Genomic DNA, 18,140 nt, shown 5'->3' on the forward strand with positions numbered 1-18,140 from the left:
TGAATTTATAGGGACGGACCGCGCCGCGCGCGGCGGGTAGTGCATGACCGCAAGGACATTGATCGGCGATATCGGCGGGACGAACCTGCGTCTTGCCCTGACAAACGGCACCTCCATTGAAGCCGAGGTCCGGTTCAGGACAGCGGATCATCCCGGACTGGAATCAGTTCTCGATCAATATCTGGGCGGCTTGCCCGCTCCCGCCCGCCCGACTTCCGCGCTGCTGGCGGTGGCGGGCCCGGTGTCCGGAGATTGCTTCTCGCTGACTAACAGTCCCTGGAGCTTTTCCCGAAATGCTGTGGCGGAGCGCTATCGCTGGGACCGGTTCCTGCTGATGAATGATTTCTCCGCCGTCGCGGCGGCCCTGCCCTATCTCGAGGACGAGGATCTGGAGACGGTGCAGGCGGGTGTGCAGGTGTTGACGGCTCCCAAGCTGGTGCTCGGCCCTGGCACCGGTCTTGGTGTCGGCTCGGTCGTACTGGCGAACGGAAAATGGACGACCCCGGGCGGAGAGGGCGGCCATGTCGATTTGCCGTGCCGGGATGAGGATGAAGCGGAGATTCATCGGATGCTGCGCCGGAATGGCCCTGTTTCCGCGGAGACCGTTCTCTCCGGTCCGGGCCTTGCGGCTTTGTTCAATGTCCTCGCGGAGCGGGGCGGCGCCGCGATACGGGCTGGGGCCGGCGAAGAGGTCATGGCAAGGCTGGTGGACGCGGAATGTCCGATCGCGCGGGAGGCGATGGACCGGTTCGCGATCTTTCTAGGTGCCGTCGCCGCCAATGCTGCCCTTACCATCGGTGCTCGAGGCGGCGTTTACCTGACAGGTGGTGTTTTGCGCCACGCCGGGGAAGCTTTCCGGGAGGATCTGTTCCGAGCGCATTTCGTCGGAGAGGGCCGGATGAGCGAATATCTCTCGGCTATTCCGGTCTATCGCATCCGGCATCCGGAGCCGGGTCTCTTCGGGCTCCGGATGCTGGCGCGGGTTTCGTCCGCCGATTAGTGAATGTTGGTCAGCACGTCCTGGAACCGCTCGAGCGCCCAGTCGACCTGATCGCGGGTGATGACCAGCGGCGGGGCGATGCGGATTGAATGCTCGTGCGTGTCTTTTGCCAGAATGCCGCGCTCTTTCAGGGCCTCGCAGTATTTCTTGGCGCCGCCCGCTTCCGGTTGAAGCTCGACCGCCAGCATCAGGCCGCGCCCCCGGATTTCCTTCACAGCGTTGGAGCGGATGTTTTCCAGCCCGGCTTTGAAATAGGCGCCTTGCTCTGCGGAATTCTCGATCATTCCCTCGCTCACCAGCACGTCGAGCGCGGCCCGGGCGATGGCACAGGCTAGCGGATTGCCGCCGAAGGTGGAGCCATGCTGGCCCGGCTGCAGGACGCCGAGAACTTCGGTATTCGAAAGCACGGCCGAGACCGGGTAGAAACCGCCGGACAGCGCCTTGCCGACCAGTGTCACGTCCGCTTCGATCTCCTCATGCTCTTCGGCCAGCATCTTGCCAGTGCGGCCAAGGCCTGACTGGATCTCGTCCAGGATCAGGGTGATGTTGTGCTCGGTACAGAGCGTCCGCATCCGCTTCAGGTAGCCTGTGGGCGGAATGATCACGCCGGCCTCGCCCTGGATCGGTTCTATCAGTACGGCTACGGTATTCGGTGTGATGGCCTGCTCGAAAGCCGTGATGTCGCCGAACTTGACCACCCGGAAGCCAGGCGCGAACGGGCCGAAACCGCCGCGTGCGACCGGATCAGTGGAGAAGCCGACAACACCGATTGTGCGGCCGTGGAAGTTGTTGGAAAAGACGATGATCTCGGCCTTGTTCTCCTCCACGCCCTTCTGCTCATAGCCCCATTTCCGGACCGCCTTGATGGCGGACTCAACTGCTTCGGCGCCCGAGTTCATCGGCAGCACCTTGTGGGAGCCAGTGAGCCGGGCGATGTCCTCGTAGAAACCGGCGAGCTGGTCGTTATGGAAGGCGCGGGAGGTCAGGGTGATGCGTTTGGCCTGCTCGACCATGGCCTCGAAGATCTTCGGATGGCAGTGCCCCTGGTTGACCGCCGAATAGGCTGACAGGCAGTCGAGATACTGTTTGCCGTCCACGTCCCAGACATGCACGCCTTCGCCTCGGGACAGCACAACGTCCAGCGGCTTGTAATTGTGCGCGCCGAGGCGCTGTTCGGTGGCGATGAAGTCTGCGGCGTTTGCCATGATTGTCTCCGTGGTTCGGGGTATCAGAAGGAACGTGTCGGCCGGTCCATGACCTTGCGGCCGAACAGGCTCGCGGCCAGGTCGACCATGAGGCGCGCGGTCTTGCCGCGCTCGTCGAGAAACGGATTCAGTTCGACCAGATCAAGGGAGCCGACGCGCCCGCAATCGTTCAGCTTCTCCATGATCAGATGCGCCTCCCTGAAAGTCGCGCCGCCGGGAACGGTGGTGCCGACCGCCGGCGCGATCTCGGGATCGAGGAAATCGACGTCGAGGCTGACATGAATGATGCCGTCCGCCGCTTCGACCCGCGCCAGGAAATCCTTGAGCAGTGTGTTGACGCCATGCTCGTCGATGGCACGCATGTCGATCACTTCGATTGGCTGGTCCAGCAATTCTCGATGTTCCGCCGGATCGACGGAGCGGATGCCCATCATGGTGATGTTTTCGGGCTTCACGGGCGCTTCCAAAGGAGGGAAATAACTGTCGAAGCCGTCCCGGCCGGTGAAATAGGCGACCGGCACGCCATGCAGGTTGCCACTCTCGGTGCTGTTCAGGTCGTGATAGTCGGTATGGGCGTCGAGCCAGAGCACGAAAAGCTCGCGGCCTTCTTCCTTGGCGGCCTTGGCGATACCGGGAAGGGTTCCCGCCGCCAGTGCATGGTCGCCGCCGAGGAAGATCGGTGTGCGTCCACCCTGCTTGGCCTGATAGGCGGCTTCGGTGAGCGTCTCCACCCAGCCAGCGGTTTCCGTCAGGTTTTTGATCGCCTTGTTCGGATGGCTGCGTTCCGGAAGCGTGGCAGCGGTGCAGTTCCCGAGATCCTCGACGCTATGGCCGAGGCTTTCCAGCGCCCGGCCGAGCCCGGCAGTGCGGAACGCGTCAGGCCCCATGAGGCAGCCCGGCTGGCCTGCCCCGATCTGAACAGGGGCGCCGACAAGAACGCAGGAACGGTGATCGGTCATTCTCGGCTCCATGAAATTGTGCGGATCATCTGCCCGCATCGAACTTGGTTCAGTATGTGGGCAAGTCTCTGGCGCAAAATAGATGGCAATTTGCGCAATTTGGTCCATGATATGATCAAATTGGTAATCATTATGTGACGATATGAAATATGGATGCTGTTGATCAAAAACTGATCGCTGCGCTGCGCCGGGACGGGCGGGCCGGGATTTCCGAGCTTGCCGGTACGGTCGGGGTGTCGCGCGCCACGGTGCGCAGCCGACTGGAGCGGCTGGAGCGCGACGGACATGTGCTCGGCTATACGGTGGTGCTGCGCGGGGATGCGTCGGAAATGCCGGTACGCGGCATCATGCTGATCGAGATCGAGGGGCGCGGGACGGAGAACGTGGTGCGCCAGCTCACCGGCATTGGTGAAGTCGGCGCGGTGCACAGTACGAACGGCAAGTGGGATCTTATCGCCGAGATCGGTGCCGAAACCCTGATGGATTTTGACGATGTGCTGCGCCGTATCAGGCTGATCGAAGGCATTGCGAACTCCGAGACCAACCTGCTGCTGGCGACCCGGCGCAGTGCCCGGGCCGCTCGCGGCTAACGCACGTCAGGCCGCGGTATCTTCCTCAAACAGGTCGAGGGCCTTGAGGGCGGTGCGGGCGGAAAGCCAGAGTTCGTCCTCCTCGCGGATCACCTTGCAGACGACATTGAGGCCAACCAACACGGTCTTTAGCGCGAGCGCAGTGGCGTGCGGGTCGAGCCCGGAGGAGAGCTCGCCGGTCGCCTTGCCGAATTCAAGCAATCGTTCCAGCCGAGCGACATTGGCCTGGATCATCTCATCGAGCATCGGGCCGAGCGCTTCGTCACGATTGCAGAGTTCAGCCACGCTTTTCACAGAGAAACAGCCCTTCGCATCGGGGTCGGTGGCGCGTGCGTGACATGCGGCGCGGAACGTCTGCGTGATCAGCCTGCGGACGCTGCCCGCTGAAGCAGGGTCTCTTGCGAAAGCCCGGTCCGGCGCCTGTTCGCCATAGCGGGTCAGCGCTTCGCGGAACAGCTCTTCACGGCTGCCAAACGCGTTGTAGAAGCTTGACCGGGTGATCCCGAGACGTTCTGAAAGCGCCTTGACGGAGCAGGCCTCATAGCCCTCCCGCCAGAAGATTTCCATGGCCGTATCGACGGCTTCGTCTCTGTCAAATTTGCTCGGGCGGGCCAAATCACTCACGAAAATATTTTTTATACAGCAGTGGACAAAACGTTGGACGCGTGTTTTATCCATAACTGTACATAACGTGCCCGGCAAGTTCTGTCGAGTGCTCAGGGAATGAGGAGATATTCATGACGGCGTTTTTTGTAGCTGTGGTTGCAGTCAAGGACCCGGCCAAGATGCAGGACTACTCAAAGCAAGCCGCGGAAACCTTCAAGCCGTTTGGCGGTGAAATGGTGATGCGCGGGAAAGCAGGGGCGGTTCTGACCGGCGGTGATGCCAATCATCAGGCGACGGGCATAGCCTCCTTCCCGAGCATGCAGGACTTGAAAGCCTGGTACGCTTCGGACGCCTATCAGGCGATCATTCCGCTGCGCGAGGAAGCGGCTGACATGACAATCACCGCTTACGACGTTCCGTCCTGATCCGTCGCATGAGGCGGCCCGGCACGGCCGCTTCACGTCGGGAGTTGGATCGTTCCGTGAAAAGGCCATGGCCCGGGTGATCCCGGATGATCTAGGCTTCCCGTGTTGGCAACACTGCAGGTCTGTCGCGCATGAAGATCACAGGCATCCGGAGCCATGTGCTCCAGTACGATCTCGATGAAGAGCTCGGCTATTCCCAGCAATATTACCTGAAGCGCACCACCCATCTGGTGGAGATCACCACGGACGAGGGGGTGGTTGGCTGGGGCGAGTGTTTCGGTGGCGGCGATATCGCTTTCGCCAACAAGGCCATCGTTGAACGGGTGATCCAGCCGATGGTGCTCGGCATGGACCCGCTTGAGCGCGAGGTGATCTGGCACAAGGTCTACAACCTTCTGCGAGATCACGGACAGAAGGGCATGCCGATCCAATCTCTCTCCGGCGTCGATATCGCGCTCTGGGATCTGGCCGGCAAGATCCACGGCGTGCCGGTCTACCGGTTGCTCGGCGGTGCCTTTCGGGACCGTATCCAGGTCTATGGCTACGGCATGATGCTGCAGAGGGTGCCTGACCTGAAGGAGCGCTTCGCTGTCGAGAGCGCGGCGATCAGCGCAGCCGGCTACAAGGCCATGAAGATGAAGGTCGGGCGCGGCGTGAAAGAGGACATCGCGCTGGTCGAAACCGTCCGCGACGCCATTGGCCCCGACATCGGGCTGATGGTTGATGCAAACCATGCCTATACGGCACGGGAAGCGATACCGCTCGGGCGCGAACTGGAGCGGCTCGGCGTTGCCTGGTTCGAGGAGCCGGTCGCGCCGGAGGACAGGCAGGGCTATCGCGACCTCTGCCTTGCCCTCGACATGCCGATTGCCGGAGGGGAGGGTGAGTTCACCCGCTGGGGCTTCCGCGATCTGATCCATAACCGCTGCGTCGATGTTCTGCAGCCGGAAGTCTGCGGGCTTGGCGGTATCACTGAATATCTGAAAGTCCGGGCGCTGGCCGAAGCTCACTTCATGCCGATCGTGAACCATGTCTGGGGCTCGGCAGTGGCCGTCGCAACCAACATGCATCTGCTGGCCGCGTTGCCGGACCTGCCGGGAGGGGCACACCCGGTCCAGCCGATGCTGGAATATGACACCACGCCGAACCGGTTCCGCGAGGAGTTGCTGACCGAACCGCTCCGGGTCGGCGAGCAGGTGAAGGAAAGCGGCGGTAGCGTCGGTCTGCCGGGAGGGCCGGGGCTCGGCATCGAGCCGGACCCGGATTTTGTCCGGCACTTTTCTGTGAGGTAGTCAAAAGGGACAAGCGGATGGTTGAAGGAAGTTGCCTCTGCGGAGCTGTGACATATGAGGTGACGGGCGAGGTCGGGGACATCGTGCATTGCCATTGCTCCACATGTCGGAAAGCCCATGCCAGTGCCTTTTCCAGCGTAGCCGGGGTCGCCGATGAAGATTTCGTGCTCTCCGGTCGGGAGCACATGAAATCCTTCGAGTCATCGCCTGGAAAGCTGCGTCATTTCTGCGGCACTTGCGGCTCGCAGATCTATGCGAAGAAACAGGGCACGGGTCATGTCATCCTGCGTCTTGGGACGCTCGATACGGATCCGGGATCGGAGGAGGTGCGGCACATCTGGCTATCCGACAAGGCGAGCTGGTACGCTCTGCATAACGTGCTGGAAGAGCACGAGGAGTTCTGATCCGGGCCCGTGCACTCGGCTAAATGCAGATCAGGTCTGCCGATTTCCCGTTGGAATCCCTGCCTGCTAGACGATATGAAGAGGCAGATTGCAGCCATGGACCAAAAGAGACGTGACTGAGCTTCACCGCATATCCGTCGCACCGATGATGGACTGGACCGACCGGCATGACCGCTATTTCCTGCGGCAGATCAGCCGGCATGCGGTCCTCTATACCGAGATGGTGACGACTGGCGCCTTGCTGCACGGCGACGCCAAGCGCTTCCTGCGATATGACGCGTCCGAGCATCCGCTCGTGCTGCAGCTTGGCGGCAGTGAGCCCGATGCCATGGCCGAGTGTGCCCGTATGGCCGAGGACTGGGGCTATTCGGAAGTGAACATCAATGTCGGCTGCCCGAGCGACCGGGTGCAGTCCGGCAGTTTTGGTGCCTGTCTGATGCGGGAGCCCGATCTGGTCGCCCGTTGCGTCGAGGCGATGAGCGAGTCCGTGTCCATTCCTGTCACTGTGAAGTCCCGCATCGGGGTGGACGATCAGGAGCCGGAGACGGTATTGCCGGATTTCATCCGTCAGGTTTCTGACGCCGGGTCTCGTCACGTGATCGTGCATGCCCGCAAGGCCTGGCTGCAGGGCCTCAGCCCGAAGGAAAACCGGGACGTGCCGCCGCTGGACTATCCGCTGGTCCATGCCATGAAGCAGAAGTTTGACGCGCTTCAGATCTCGATCAATGGCGGTATCTCAACGCTCGATGAAGCCGAAGCCCAACTCGCGCATGTCGATGGCGTGATGATTGGCCGCGCGGCCTATCAGACACCCTGGGTCCTGGCCGATGTGGATCGCCGGTTCTACGATGCTGGCGAGACGGATCTTACCCCCTGGGATGTGGCGGATGCGATGGTGGAATATGCCGCCCGCCGCATGGCTGAGGGCGTGCCGCTGAAGAGTATCACCCGGCATCTGCTTGGACTGTTCCAGGGCTGTGCGGGTGCCCGCGCGTGGCGCCGCCATCTGTCCGAAAATGCCTTTCGCGAAGATGCCCGACCGGAATTGATCCGTGAGGCGGCGGAGCTGGTGCCGAGGCGGCAGGCGGCCTGAATTAGACCGAAGCCTCGGCTGTCTTCCTTTTCTGCATTCGCCACAGAATGAACAACCCCGGCAGGGCCAGTCCCGAGCAGGCGCCCATCGCGTTATAGGCGGCGGTACCGACATCCTCATACATCATGCCGGCAAGCGGCATCGTCATGCCCATCAGCACGCCGCCGGTCAGCGCGTAATAGAGGCTTTGGCCAGTGGCACCGAGATGATCCGGGATGGCGCGGGTGAGATAAGCCATCGCCCCCAGATGCGCCGCCCCGAAGGTGAGGGCGTGCAGGCATTGTAGCGGCACCAGCAGCAGCGGATCGTTGGTCAGCGGAGTGAGCGGCCAGCGGATCAGCCCGCCGATAGCGGCGAGGGCGAGGAAGCCGAGCGGGCCGATTTTGCGGGAGAACCGCCCGGCGAAGGCGAACAGCAGGACTTCGGCGACAACACCGATACCCCAGAGAAACCCGATCATGCTCTCGTCCAGCCCGGCATTGCGCCAGGATATGGAGCCGAATGCGTAATAGACCGCATGGCTGACCTGAAGCAGCCCGGCAGTGGCGACAAACAGCAGGAAGTCCGGTCGTGCCAGCAGGGAGAGCGGGTTGCTGCGGCTTGTCGTTGCCGGGCGGGCGCGTTCCGGCATGCCCCAGCAGGCGAACAGGATCGTGCCGACCGCACCGGCGGCAATCCACATGATCCAGCCCGGATCGCGGCCCGAGAGGAAGGCGCCTGTCGCAGTCGTTCCGACGATAAAGCTGATGGATCCCCAGAGCCGGACCCGGCCATAATCGAGCTTCGCATCACGCACCACGCGGAGCGCGGTATTCTCCATCACCGGCAGGATCGGATTATAGAGCGCGGCAAACAGGCCGCAGAGCAGGGCGATTGGCCAGAACCCGGTGGCGCCGGTCAGGGCGAGGCAGGTACAGAGCGACAGCATGGCCAGTATGATGGAGAGCCACCGTCCCTGGCCGCGCCGGTCCGCGATATGCGCTACCAGCGGATGCGAGATCAGTTTTACCCAGAAGACGGCAGCCATGATCGACGCGATCTCAATCGGGCCAAGCCCGCGGCTGTCGAGCCAGACCGGCTGGAACGGCAGCAGAACGCCGAACAGCAGGAAGAAGGTGCCGTAGAAGCCGGAAAGCCGAAGGAACAGGCTCCGGCGTTCCGCCGCAGAAATTGCAGCCTCAGCACTCATTTTCGGACTCGCGATGCCGACCTCAGGCGGGGCGGCGATGTCCGGGTCGGGAAGCGGATATCGCGCGGCTCAGAACTATCACCGGCAGGATGCCCGCCGCAATGATCAGAAGAGCCGGAAGGGCGGCTTCCTCCAAAAGTTCATCCTTGGCGTATTGATAGACAAAGGTTGCCAGCGTCTCGTAATTGAACGGCCGCAACAGAAGCGTCATCGGCAGTTCCTTCATCACGTCGACGAAGACGAGGACGCCACCCGCCGCCACCGAAGTCCGGATCAACGGAGCAACGATTTCGACCAGGCCTCCGGTCAATGTGCGCCCCAGGGTCCGGCCAGCCTCAATGAGATTTGACGGTACCCGCTGCAGGCCGGACGCTACCGCTCCATAGCCGACAGCCTGAAAGCGGACAACGCAGGCGACCACGACCAATCCGATACCGCTTGTCACCCATCCGCCTTGCGCGTGTCCGAACAGGTATCCGGTAAGCGAGGCCATCCCCCGATCCAGCAGCCCCGCCGCGGTTACGACGCCAACCGCAAGGATTGTCCCCGGAAAGGCATAACCGATTGACGCCAGAGCCGTCAGTTTGCGGAGGAGAGTGCCGCCGCCGTAGACGGCGATCAGGCCCATGAAAGTCGCCGACGCAACGACCAGAGCCGCAACCATGGCCGAGAGACTGAGCGAGTTCACCACGGCTTCGGCGGCGACGCCTGTCATGTCGATCGAGTGCCCTTTCAGGACGAAGCTCAACAGAACGCCGACAGGGATCAGAAATCCGATCGTAATGGGCGTTGAGCAGACGAGAATGCAAACAACGGCTTTCCATTTGCGCGCCGGAAGGGCCGTCATTGTATTGGCCCTGCGCGACGTGTCGGCGAACCGCCGCCGCGTGCGGGCCATGGTTTCAAGCGTGAGCAATGCAAGGATCAGAACGAAGGCCACGCAGGCGATCTGTGACGCTGCCGCCAGATTGTTCATACCCAGCCAGACATTGAAGATGCCGAGGGTGAGGGTCTGGATGGCGAAGAACTCGACGGTGCCGAAGTCGGAAATCGTCTCCATCAGCACCAGCGCCAGCCCCGCGACGATTGCCGGGCGCGCCAGGGGGAGTGCGATGCCCCAGAACAGGTTGCGGTTGGCCAGACGCCCCGCGTCGAGCAACGACGCTGGTGTCGTCAAAAAGGCGGAACGCGCCATCATGTAGATGTAGGGATAAAGAACCGCGCCCATCACCAGCGCTGCACCGTGCATCGAGCGGATTTCCGGAAACCAGTAATCGCGTGCGCTGGTCCAGCCGAAAAGCGCGCGCAGCGCCATCTGCACTGGTCCGGCATATTCCAGGAAGTCCGTATAGGTGTAGGCGATCAGGTAACCGGGCACGGCCGCAGGCAGAAGCAGCATCCATTCGAACAACCGGGAGCCGGGGAATTCGTAGCGGGTGACGATCCAGGCCGAACTGACCCCAAAACAGAGACTCACGACCGAGACGCCGGCCATCAGAACCAGAGTGTTGCCGACATAATAGGGCAACACGGTCGCGGCCAGATGCGACCACAAACCCTCGCTGTCTCCGGCGGCGGCAACGAAAACGGCGGCTATGGGGAAAAGCAGCACAATCGCCAGCAGCCCGCTGGCCAGAAACAGTGGGTTGGTGAAGGTCCGGACGCCTGTGCGTCCGGGCGCAACTGGTTCTGCTACCATCTAACCCGGTCGATGATCATCTGTGCCTGTGGCGCCAAATCTGCGATGCGTGCAATCGGCATCTGATCTTCCTTGAATGTTCCCCACGACCGGAGTTCATCCGGAATGTCGACGGCAGGGTTCACCGGATACTCGAAGTTGATTGCGCCGTAAAGCCGTTGGGCTTCGGGCGAGGTCAGGAATTCAAGAAAACGGACGGCTTCGGCTTTGTTCCGTGAGTGTTTCGCCACGCCGCCGCCGGAGATGTTGATGTGTGTCCCCCGATCTTGCTGATTGGGGAAAATGAGGGTGACGGCATTCGCCCATTCTCGCTGTGACGGTTTGTCCGAGAATTTCAGTTTGCCGAAATAATAGTTGTTGATGATCGCGATATCGCAGACGCCCTGGAAGATCGCCCGAACCTGTGCGCGGTCGTTGCCCTGCGGCCGCTGCGCCAGGTTTTGGACGACGCCGCGTGCCCACTTTTCCGCCTCATCCGCGCCGTCGGCATCGATCATGGAAGCAACGAGCGCGCGGTTGTATACGTGGCTCCCGGGGCGCGAACAGATGCGGCCTTCCCATTGCGGATCGCTGAGGTCCTCGTAGCGGGAGATTTTGCGCACATCTTCGACGTCCTTCGAGATCGCGATCACGCGGGCCCGTTTGGAGAAGGCGAACCAATGATTTTTCGGGTCGCGCAGATGTGCCGGGATGTTCTTCTGGAGCACGGGGGAGTCGACGGCGGAAAGCAGGTCCTTGTCGGCATAGACATGGAGCCTTCCGATATCCACCGTGAGGATGACGTCTGCCGGACTGCTCTCGCCTTCCGCCTGGAGGCGCTGGGCGAGCCCGCGCGAGGCATAGACGATATTCACCTTGGTCCCGGTCTGCTCGGTAAAGGCGTCGATGAAAGGCTGGATCAGAAAGGGCTGCCGGTGGGAGTAAATATTCAGTTCCTGCTGCGAGAACGCATATCCGGCCGTGGTCAGAACCAGGAGCAGAAACATCAAGCCCCCGGCTACAGTGCGCCGAAGAGCTGTCGATAGCATGGACGACATCAGGAACAGTCCTTTCCTCGCCGAGCGCCGCACACACTGCGCGGCCTCGAAAACGGGCGTGATATAAAGCGATTTGAGTGCATGCGGCGTCGGCGCTTCTTGTTCGGTAACACCGAACGAGACCGGCTTCCAGCGCCCCGCTAGGCACAGGCTGCCGCCAACCCAATCCCATATCGCCAGCACCGCGCCAAAATTCTTGTCGTAGTGCTCGGGCGCGATGGAATGGTGGATCTGGTGTTGAGCAGGCGAGATTAAAAGGCGTTCGACCCAGCGGCCGTAGGAGATCCAGACATGGGAATGCCGGAGGTTAGAGCCGGCGGCGTTGAATATGAAGAGAACCGCATTCGCGCCAAGGATCGTGACCAGTTCTGCACGGCCGCCGAAAAAGTAGATGAAGATCGCAACGACAGCGCCTTGAACAAGGATGCCGCGCAAGGCGAAAATCACGCCTTCAACCGGGTGTGTCCGGTAAACGGTCAGTGGTGTCAATGTCTCGGCGGAATGGTGGACCTTGTGAAAACACCAGAGCAGGGGCCAGCGGTGCAGAGCCCTGTGTGTCAGGTATTTCGCCAGATCGTCCAAAAGGAAGAGAGTGAGGGTGAACAGCGTGCCGACGGCCCATACCGGAGCGTCCGGCCAAATCAGGGTCCGCCCGTCCATCCATATGTGCAGTCCCTCGAAGATCACGGTCGCGACGGCAAGCTTCGAGAGAAGGCGGGGCATCACCCCCATCAGAACGGCCTGATTGATCAACAGGACCTTGTAGTCGGCCTTTGCCGAGGATGACCACCAGACACGCCGTCCGAACGCATCCTTCAGTGCCTGACGCCAATGTCCCGGCGTGGTCAGAATATAGAAGACTGCGGCAAGCAAGATCGCGCCAGCCAGATAGCCCAGGAAAACCCGCTTCTCCGGGTTCCAGAAAGGAGCGATGACCTGCTCTATGTAGCTGTATAGGACGTCGTCCATGGCTGATGACACTCGAATATGGCCGGCGGGAGCCTGCGTTGACAGCACCCGCCGGATGGTTGAATTCAGTCGTTTTCGGCGCTGTTGGTGCCGCCGAGGCTTTTCGTCAGCTCGGCCATGTCCCCGGTGACGTCGTTATTCCGTGCCTGCACCTTGAACGTGTCGATCATCAGCTGCTGAACTTTTGCCATGTGCAGCATGTATTCGCCCCAGGGCAATCCCTGGTCGCGGACATAGTTTCCTGAATTGTCGATATCGACGACCTGGCTGGCGTTGGTCAACAGCGGGCTGTAGCCAATGAGCCGGTTAAGACGTGTCGCTGTCTCGCCGAGATTTTCCTTGCCGGTCTGCAGGGCGAGGCTGAAGCCCTTGAGCTCACCCCAGTGCTTGATGTAATTGCGCTCGACCTTCGCCGTGTCGCCGTTCGCTTCCATGATCGTCTGCAATTTGACCATGTCCTTGTAGACGGAGCCGGCATACTTGAAGGTCGCTTCGGCGAGAACCTTCTCCCAATTATCCCCAATAACCTTGGCATAGGCCCGGAGCTGTTCGCGCTGGGCGGCTGTCAGCTTTTCGCCCTTGGCATCGGTCAGCAGGTGACGGCCGTCGAGGAAGGCGCCGGTGATCGCGTGCAGGTAATTGGTGGCGTTGTCTTTGTCATAGACAGAGGCATCGAAGCCGGCAGCGTAGTAGGCCGGCCCGAAGGTCATCTCGGTCTTCAGATCGACTTTGCCGTCCTTGTTGAAGTCCGCCGCGGCGAGCGCATCACCCGACCTTTTGGCGATGTCATAGACCTGGCGCGAGGTCAGCTGCATCGTATGGGCTGGCGTGCCGAAGTAACCGAAGGCCTCGTCCCAGGCATGTTCCTTGCCCGTATACGCTGCGCCGTCGCTGTAGGGCTTGTCGTTCGGTTTTTTGTCCGCGCCCAGATATTCATCCAGATACCCGTCCACGACCTGATTGTAGGACACCGCACCCATGACGAATTTGGAAATAAGCTGGCTGTAGTCGTAGCCATTTGCGAGATCGACCCCGCCCTCGGTCTGTGCTGCTTTGTCGATCCAGAATTCGACCAGCTCCGGGCCAGTCATGTTGTTCGGCATGCCGGTAACGGTCGCCTTCGTGGTTTTCCCGGCGAGGTTCTTTTTCTTGGAGATTTCGTCGATCGTGCTCTGCTTGATGACGAATGGCCCTTTGGATTTTGGTGCCAGGATATCCCGTCCGGCATCGCTTTTCGCAAAGTAGGCCATCATTCTGGTCTTGAGATCTTCCGGGCTGCTTCCGTCGCCGGAACCCGCGAGCTTCTTCAATGAATCATGCAGAGCATGACGGGCAATCTGGCCGGAGTAGGAGACCGATGAGGTCTTGCTGCCGGTATAGCCTTTCACGGTGACCGGAAAGTCTGCATAGACGCGGTCATCGGCCGCCGCCGGTAGCGAGAACACCAAAGCCGTTAGCATTGTGGTGGCAAGAATTGACGATCTGCGCATGAACTTTCCTCCGCGTACTTTTTGTAAGAATCAGCCGTTAGAAGAAGTGTGATAATGAGAGTTCTTCTCAATAGCAATAATTGTAATTATGAGAGTCGTTATCGAAATCCGCAGAATGTTTAGGATGAAGGACGCCTAACCCTCTATTCTGCTGGGTTTTTTGAGGTAATCGACCAGCCTGATAAATTTCGTCCCGGGCCATGGGCGTATAACGATCTCGTTATCTCTCCAGAACAGCTCTAAATCCGGCGTTTCCCTCCGCCGGGGATCAGGCGGCGGTCGATGGCGCTGCTCTTGATCAGGGCATAGACAATCATTCCGGTTTGAAGCTTTAGCAGGGTAACGCTCTCGCGGGTTATTCTTGCCCGGAGTCCGACCCCGTCCAGGTCCAGCAAGATCTCGGCGAATGCGCCATCTTCCAGAACGATTTCCGAAATCGTGGCCCGCAGGGCATTACGGATGCTGAGGCCGTTGGGCTCGTCGATGGCGATCGACACGTCACGTGCGCGGATACGTACCCGGATCATTGTGCCGGGCTCTGCGTCGATATTAGGCATGCGCAGGACCTGCTCGCCGATTGCCAGGTCGGTCATGGAATAGTCAGGGTCTTGTGCGAGGACCGGCCCCTCCACGATAACGCCGGCCTCGAAGCGGCCCAGCATCGGACCGAGATCCATCCGCTGCATCACGTCCGGGACACTTCCCTCCGCCGCGACGCTCCCGTTCCTGATCAGGAGCACATGGTCCGCGAGACGGCTGAGCTCGTCGAGAGAGTGGGTGACGTAAAGGACGGGGATCTCCATTTCTTCCCGCACGCGTTCGATATAGGGAAGAATTTCCATCTTGCGCCGGATATCGAGGGATGAAAGTGGCTCATCCATGAGAAGCAGGCGGGGCCGCGAGACCAGTGCCCGGCCGATGGCCACGCGCTGTGCCTCCCCCCCTGAAAGCTCCTCTACTCTCCGGTGCAGCAAGGGGGCGAGATCCAGCATGTCGACGATCTGGTCGCGGGTCGGGTCGGCGCGGTGGGTATTTGCCCTCCTGGCCGCATAGTCGAGATTGCCGCCGGCAGAGAGATGGGGAAACAGCCGACTGTCCTGAAAAACAAAACCGGCCCGGCGTTTGTGGGGCGGGACGAATATCCCGTTCTTGTCGTCCTGCCAGATCTCGCCGTCATGCTCGACATAGCAGTTCGTGCCGCGCTCGAGACCGGCGGCGAGCCGGAGCAAGGTGGTCTTGCCGTGTCCGGACGGGCCGAACAGACCGACGATGCCGGCGAGCGGGGCCGAGACATCAACGTTCGCTGTGAATTCCGGGAACCGGATTGTGCCGCGCATGATCAGCATGACCAGCTCACCCCGCCCGCACAGGCGTTCGACGATTCAGGATTGTCACCGCCATCAGCACAAGGAAGGAGAAGATCAGCAGCCCGATCGAAAGCCGATGGGCCTCTGTGTAGGACAGGGTTTCGACATGCTCGAAGATGGCTATGGAGATCATCCGGGTCTTATCCGGGATGTTTCCGCCGACCATCAGAACCACGCCGAACTCGCCGACCGTGTGGGCAAAAGTCAGGACCGCAGCGGTGAAATAGCCACGGATGGCGATGGGAGAGGCGACGGTCATGAACGCGTCAAGTGGCGAGGCGCCGAGCGTGGCCGCCGCTTCCATATGCTTGGTGCCGACCGACTGGAACGCGGTCTGCAACGGCTGCACGGCAAATGGCAGGGAATAGATCACCGAGGCAATCAGCAGGCCGGAGAAGGAGAAAGCCAGGGTCTCACCGGTAAGCTGAACCCAGGCGCCACCGATGGCGCCCGCGGGGCCGAGCAGGATCAGCAGGTAGAAGCCGAGCACGGTCGGCGGCAGGACAAGCGGCAGGGCGACGGCAGGTTCGATGATCCAGCGCAGCCGGGATGGCGTATGGGCCAGCCACCATGCCAGCGGCGTGGCGATGAGGATCAGGATGATCGACGTTGCGCCGGCCAGCTTCAGGGTCAGCAGGATGGCGGAAAGATCGCCCGGGCTCATTTGCAGGTATCAGGCGGCTGATAGCCCGCGTCGCGGATGATCGCGCAGCCGGCGGGAGAGGTCAGGTACGCAAGAAAGCCTTCGGCGGCAGGATTTCCCGCGCCGCGTTTGAGCAACACTGCGTCCTGCCGGATCGGCGTATGCAGATCCATCGGAACGGTCCAGTGGCTGCCGTGCAGATCTTCCGGCGCGGCGAGCAGCTGCGAAAGCGCGACGAAACCTGCGGGGGCACCACCCGCCGCCACGATCTGGAACGCCTGGGCAATGTTCTGGCCCATCACGATGCGCGTCTTGTAGGTCTGCCAGAGGTCGAGAGCAGTCAGACTTTCCTTGGCGGCCAAGCCATAAGGCGCGAGCTTCGGATTGGCGATGGCGATGCGTTTCAGCTCAGCCTGGCCGAGAAAGGCGGCACCGTCTTCCGGGATGGTGTCAGGGATCGGACTCCAGAGGGCGAGGCGGCCAGTCGCATAGGTAGATGGCGCTGTCGTTGCGGTCCCATCCTTATGCAGCAGGGCCGGGCGGGCCTCGTCGGCAGCAAGGAAAGCATCGAATGGTGCACCTTGCTTGATCTGGGCATAGAGCTGTCCGGTGGACCCGCTGGCGATCACCACCGTCTCGCCGCTTGCGGCCTTGAAGGCTTTGGCGAGTTTGTCCGCGGTGGAGGAGAAATTGGCCGCAACGGCTATCGTGGCTTCAGCGGCCTGGGCCGGAACTGTCCCGGCGATGCCGGTCACGATCCCGGCCAGCAGAGAGAGGGCCGGCAGAGAGAGGATATGCCTCGTCAAACTCCTGGAAAGTCGCGGTTTCATGATCGGTCCAGTGATGTGCAGCGAGTGCCGTGAAATGAGCGTTATGTATCATTGGATATAACGCTCTCGTCAAGATACAGCCGAATCCTCCTGATCGTCTGCCCCGCCTTCCGAGTCGGTGGCCAGCAACCCGCGCAGTCTTTCCATCTCCGGCGCCAGCACGTCGGCGGCCCGGGCTTCCATTTGCCGATAGCAGCTGGCGATGTCCTGTCCAAGTGCGGTCAGCCGTGCTCCGCCGCCGCTGTTGCCACCCTTGGCGGTTTCCACCAGCGGTTCCGCGAAATGGGAGTTCATCCGTTGGACCAGCAGCCATGCCCTGCGGTAGCTCATGTTCATCGAGCGGCCGGCCTTGCTGATCGATCCGGTCTCCGCGATGGCTTCCAGAAGATCCACCTGACCGGGGCCGATGGCGACATTGGTGTCGAGAACGACGCGAAGGCGTGGACCGAGGGTTTTGTTTCCTGCTTTCATGGGGCCGACTCTGCCACGGACTTCTCCGGGGCACACCGGCAAAATCAATAACCCGTCAGCGGGCAAAGGGGAGACGTTGTGGAACACGCGACCGAAGATCTTATTTACGAGGTGAAGGACGGGATCGGCTGGATCACCTTCAACCGTCCGCAGGCTCGCAATGCCTTTACTTTTGCGATGTATGAAGGTGTTGCCGAGATCTGCCGGAACGCGGGCAAAGGCGAGGCGGTGGCCGCCATCGTGATGTGCGGCGCCGGTGACAAGGCCTTCGCGGCTGGCACGGATATCGGCCAGTTCAAGGATTTCTCGACTGCCGAGGATGCCTTCTCCTACGAAGAGAACGGCAACAGGATGATGGCGGATATCGAGCGTTGTCCGGTGCCGACCATCGCGGCGATCCACGGTGCGTGCACGGGTGGCGGCGCGGCGGTTGCAGCTTCTTGCGACATTCGCCTGACGGCGGCGGACCTGAAGTTTGGTTTTCCGATTGCCCGCACACTCGGCAATTGCCTGTCGAACGAGAATCTGCGGCGCCTCTCGTGGCTGGTCGGCCCGGCCAGGGTTTCGGAGATGCTGCTGACCGCGCGTCTTGTCGGAGCGGAGGAAGCCAAGGCGATCGGCCTTGTCTCCGAAGTGCTGCCGGACCGGGACGGTGTGTTGGCGCGCGCCGCCGAGCTGGCGGAGACGCTGAAAGGTCACGCGCCTATCACCATGCGCGTGACCAAGGAAGCGTTGCGGCGGTTGCGCACCAGCGGAGCGGTTCCTGAAGATCGCGATCTGATAGAGGCCGCCTATACCAGCGCCGATTTCCGGGAAGGCATGTCGGCCTTTCTGGAGAAGCGCCGGCCAAGTTGGCAGAACCGCTGACCTG

18 protein-coding genes are annotated in these 18,140 nt (G+C 61.3%); 7 read left to right on the top strand and 11 right to left on the bottom strand.

Features of this window, described 5'->3' with window-relative positions:
- The first annotated feature begins 43 nt into the window (after positions 1 to 43).
- Positions 44 to 1,000 (top strand): glucokinase, encoded by a 957-nt coding sequence (gene glk / locus VOI22_RS15370; RefSeq protein WP_323797333.1) that lies wholly within the window; start codon positions 44 to 46, stop codon positions 998 to 1,000.
- On the opposite strand, the gene rocD is transcribed toward glk, so the two are convergent.
- Both rocD and rocF read right to left on the bottom strand, forming a co-directional pair.
- Entirely contained in the window at positions 997 to 2,205 is a 1,209-nt protein-coding gene (gene rocD, locus VOI22_RS15375; protein WP_323797334.1) for an ornithine--oxo-acid transaminase, read from the bottom strand. The genes glk and rocD overlap by 4 nt on opposite strands.
- 23 nt (positions 2,206 to 2,228) lie before the next feature.
- The gene (rocF, locus tag VOI22_RS15380) at positions 2,229 to 3,164 is read right to left on the bottom strand and encodes an arginase (RefSeq protein ID WP_323797335.1); all 936 of its coding nucleotides are present in this window, start codon (positions 3,162 to 3,164) and stop codon (positions 2,229 to 2,231) included.
- A 149-nt stretch (positions 3,165 to 3,313) separates the two neighbouring features.
- Between rocF and VOI22_RS15385 the strand changes: the two genes are divergently transcribed.
- The gene (locus tag VOI22_RS15385; RefSeq protein WP_323797336.1) at positions 3,314 to 3,754 is read left to right on the top strand and encodes an Lrp/AsnC family transcriptional regulator; all 441 of its coding nucleotides are present in this window, start codon (positions 3,314 to 3,316) and stop codon (positions 3,752 to 3,754) included.
- Positions 3,755 to 3,760: 6 nt separating this feature from the next.
- Here VOI22_RS15385 and VOI22_RS15390 read toward each other — a convergent pair whose 3' ends face one another.
- Positions 3,761 to 4,378 (bottom strand): TetR/AcrR family transcriptional regulator, encoded by a 618-nt coding sequence (locus VOI22_RS15390; protein WP_323797337.1) that lies wholly within the window; start codon positions 4,376 to 4,378, stop codon positions 3,761 to 3,763.
- 113 nt (positions 4,379 to 4,491) lie between these two features.
- Between VOI22_RS15390 and VOI22_RS15395 the strand changes: the two genes are divergently transcribed.
- The 4 genes from VOI22_RS15395 (at position 4,492) to dusA (ending at position 7,574) form a co-directional block, all read left to right on the top strand.
- Positions 4,492 to 4,785, top strand: coding sequence for a DUF1330 domain-containing protein (locus VOI22_RS15395; RefSeq protein ID WP_323797338.1), 294 nt, complete (start codon positions 4,492 to 4,494; stop codon positions 4,783 to 4,785).
- A 131-nt stretch (positions 4,786 to 4,916) separates the two neighbouring features.
- Positions 4,917 to 6,077: a mandelate racemase/muconate lactonizing enzyme family protein gene (locus VOI22_RS15400; protein ID WP_323797339.1), complete on the top strand. Its 1,161-nt coding sequence runs from the start codon at positions 4,917 to 4,919 to the stop codon at positions 6,075 to 6,077.
- Positions 6,078 to 6,094: 17 nt separating this feature from the next.
- Positions 6,095 to 6,481 carry a GFA family protein gene (locus tag VOI22_RS15405; RefSeq protein ID WP_323797340.1) on the top strand — a complete coding sequence of 129 codons (387 nt, stop codon included), beginning with the start codon at positions 6,095 to 6,097 and terminating at the stop codon, positions 6,479 to 6,481.
- Between the two features lie 112 nt (positions 6,482 to 6,593).
- Positions 6,594 to 7,574 (top strand): tRNA dihydrouridine(20/20a) synthase DusA, encoded by a 981-nt coding sequence (gene dusA / locus VOI22_RS15410; RefSeq protein WP_323797341.1) that lies wholly within the window; start codon positions 6,594 to 6,596, stop codon positions 7,572 to 7,574.
- Between the two features lies 1 nt (position 7,575).
- On the opposite strand, the gene VOI22_RS15415 is transcribed toward dusA, so the two are convergent.
- From VOI22_RS15415 to VOI22_RS15450, 8 genes are all read right to left on the bottom strand, one after another.
- Entirely contained in the window at positions 7,576 to 8,763 is a 1,188-nt protein-coding gene (locus VOI22_RS15415; RefSeq protein ID WP_323797342.1) for an MFS transporter, read from the bottom strand.
- Between the two features lie 22 nt (positions 8,764 to 8,785).
- A complete protein-coding gene (locus VOI22_RS15420; RefSeq protein WP_323797343.1) occupies positions 8,786 to 10,462 on the bottom strand; it encodes an iron ABC transporter permease in 1,677 nt (558 codons plus the stop codon).
- Positions 10,456 to 12,468 (bottom strand): extracellular solute-binding protein, encoded by a 2,013-nt coding sequence (locus VOI22_RS15425; protein ID WP_323797344.1) that lies wholly within the window; start codon positions 12,466 to 12,468, stop codon positions 10,456 to 10,458. The genes VOI22_RS15420 and VOI22_RS15425 overlap by 7 nt, the downstream gene beginning before the upstream one ends.
- A 65-nt stretch (positions 12,469 to 12,533) precedes the next feature.
- A complete protein-coding gene (locus tag VOI22_RS15430) occupies positions 12,534 to 13,958 on the bottom strand; it encodes a DUF4856 domain-containing protein (RefSeq protein ID WP_323797345.1) in 1,425 nt (474 codons plus the stop codon).
- A 239-nt stretch (positions 13,959 to 14,197) separates the two neighbouring features.
- Entirely contained in the window at positions 14,198 to 15,304 is a 1,107-nt protein-coding gene (gene modC, locus VOI22_RS15435; RefSeq protein WP_323797346.1) for a molybdenum ABC transporter ATP-binding protein, read from the bottom strand.
- A gap of 7 nt (positions 15,305 to 15,311) precedes the next feature.
- Positions 15,312 to 15,989, bottom strand: a complete 678-nt coding sequence (modB, locus tag VOI22_RS15440) for a molybdate ABC transporter permease subunit (protein WP_323797347.1) — start codon at positions 15,987 to 15,989, stop codon at positions 15,312 to 15,314.
- Entirely contained in the window at positions 15,986 to 16,774 is a 789-nt protein-coding gene (modA, locus tag VOI22_RS15445) for a molybdate ABC transporter substrate-binding protein (RefSeq protein ID WP_323797348.1), read from the bottom strand. The genes modB and modA overlap by 4 nt, the downstream gene beginning before the upstream one ends.
- A gap of 93 nt (positions 16,775 to 16,867) precedes the next feature.
- Entirely contained in the window at positions 16,868 to 17,269 is a 402-nt protein-coding gene (locus tag VOI22_RS15450) for a winged helix-turn-helix domain-containing protein (RefSeq protein WP_323797349.1), read from the bottom strand.
- Between the two features lie 78 nt (positions 17,270 to 17,347).
- Between VOI22_RS15450 and VOI22_RS15455 the strand changes: the two genes are divergently transcribed.
- Positions 17,348 to 18,136, top strand: a complete 789-nt coding sequence (locus VOI22_RS15455) for an enoyl-CoA hydratase/isomerase family protein (protein WP_323797350.1) — start codon at positions 17,348 to 17,350, stop codon at positions 18,134 to 18,136.
- The last annotated feature ends 4 nt before the right edge of the window (positions 18,137 to 18,140 follow it).

It is taken from the genome of Nisaea sp., assembly GCF_034670185.1.
Classification (GTDB): Bacteria; Pseudomonadota; Alphaproteobacteria; order Thalassobaculales; family Thalassobaculaceae; genus Nisaea.

Bases quoted from the DNA above. Each gene is read 5' to 3' on its own strand.
- VOI22_RS15400 (WP_323797339.1), top strand. From the start codon at position 4,917: ATGAAGATCACAGGCATCCGGAGCCATGTGCTCCAGTACGATCTCGAT.
- VOI22_RS15420 (WP_323797343.1), bottom strand. From the start codon at position 10,462: ATGGTAGCAGAACCAGTTGCGCCCGGACGCACAGGCGTCCGGACCTTC.
- modB (WP_323797347.1), bottom strand. From the start codon at position 15,989: ATGAGCCCGGGCGATCTTTCCGCCATCCTGCTGACCCTGAAGCTGGCC.
- VOI22_RS15450 (WP_323797349.1), bottom strand. From the start codon at position 17,269: ATGAAAGCAGGAAACAAAACCCTCGGTCCACGCCTTCGCGTCGTTCTC.
- VOI22_RS15395 (WP_323797338.1), top strand. From the start codon at position 4,492: ATGACGGCGTTTTTTGTAGCTGTGGTTGCAGTCAAGGACCCGGCCAAG.
- rocD (WP_323797334.1), bottom strand. From the start codon at position 2,205: ATGGCAAACGCCGCAGACTTCATCGCCACCGAACAGCGCCTCGGCGCG.
- glk (WP_323797333.1), top strand. From the start codon at position 44: ATGACCGCAAGGACATTGATCGGCGATATCGGCGGGACGAACCTGCGT.
- VOI22_RS15385 (WP_323797336.1), top strand. From the start codon at position 3,314: ATGGATGCTGTTGATCAAAAACTGATCGCTGCGCTGCGCCGGGACGGG.
- VOI22_RS15425 (WP_323797344.1), bottom strand. From the start codon at position 12,468: ATGGACGACGTCCTATACAGCTACATAGAGCAGGTCATCGCTCCTTTC.
- VOI22_RS15430 (WP_323797345.1), bottom strand. From the start codon at position 13,958: ATGCGCAGATCGTCAATTCTTGCCACCACAATGCTAACGGCTTTGGTG.
- modC (WP_323797346.1), bottom strand. From the start codon at position 15,304: ATGCTGATCATGCGCGGCACAATCCGGTTCCCGGAATTCACAGCGAAC.
- VOI22_RS15405 (WP_323797340.1), top strand. From the start codon at position 6,095: ATGGTTGAAGGAAGTTGCCTCTGCGGAGCTGTGACATATGAGGTGACG.
- VOI22_RS15415 (WP_323797342.1), bottom strand. From the start codon at position 8,763: ATGAGTGCTGAGGCTGCAATTTCTGCGGCGGAACGCCGGAGCCTGTTC.
- rocF (WP_323797335.1), bottom strand. From the start codon at position 3,164: ATGACCGATCACCGTTCCTGCGTTCTTGTCGGCGCCCCTGTTCAGATC.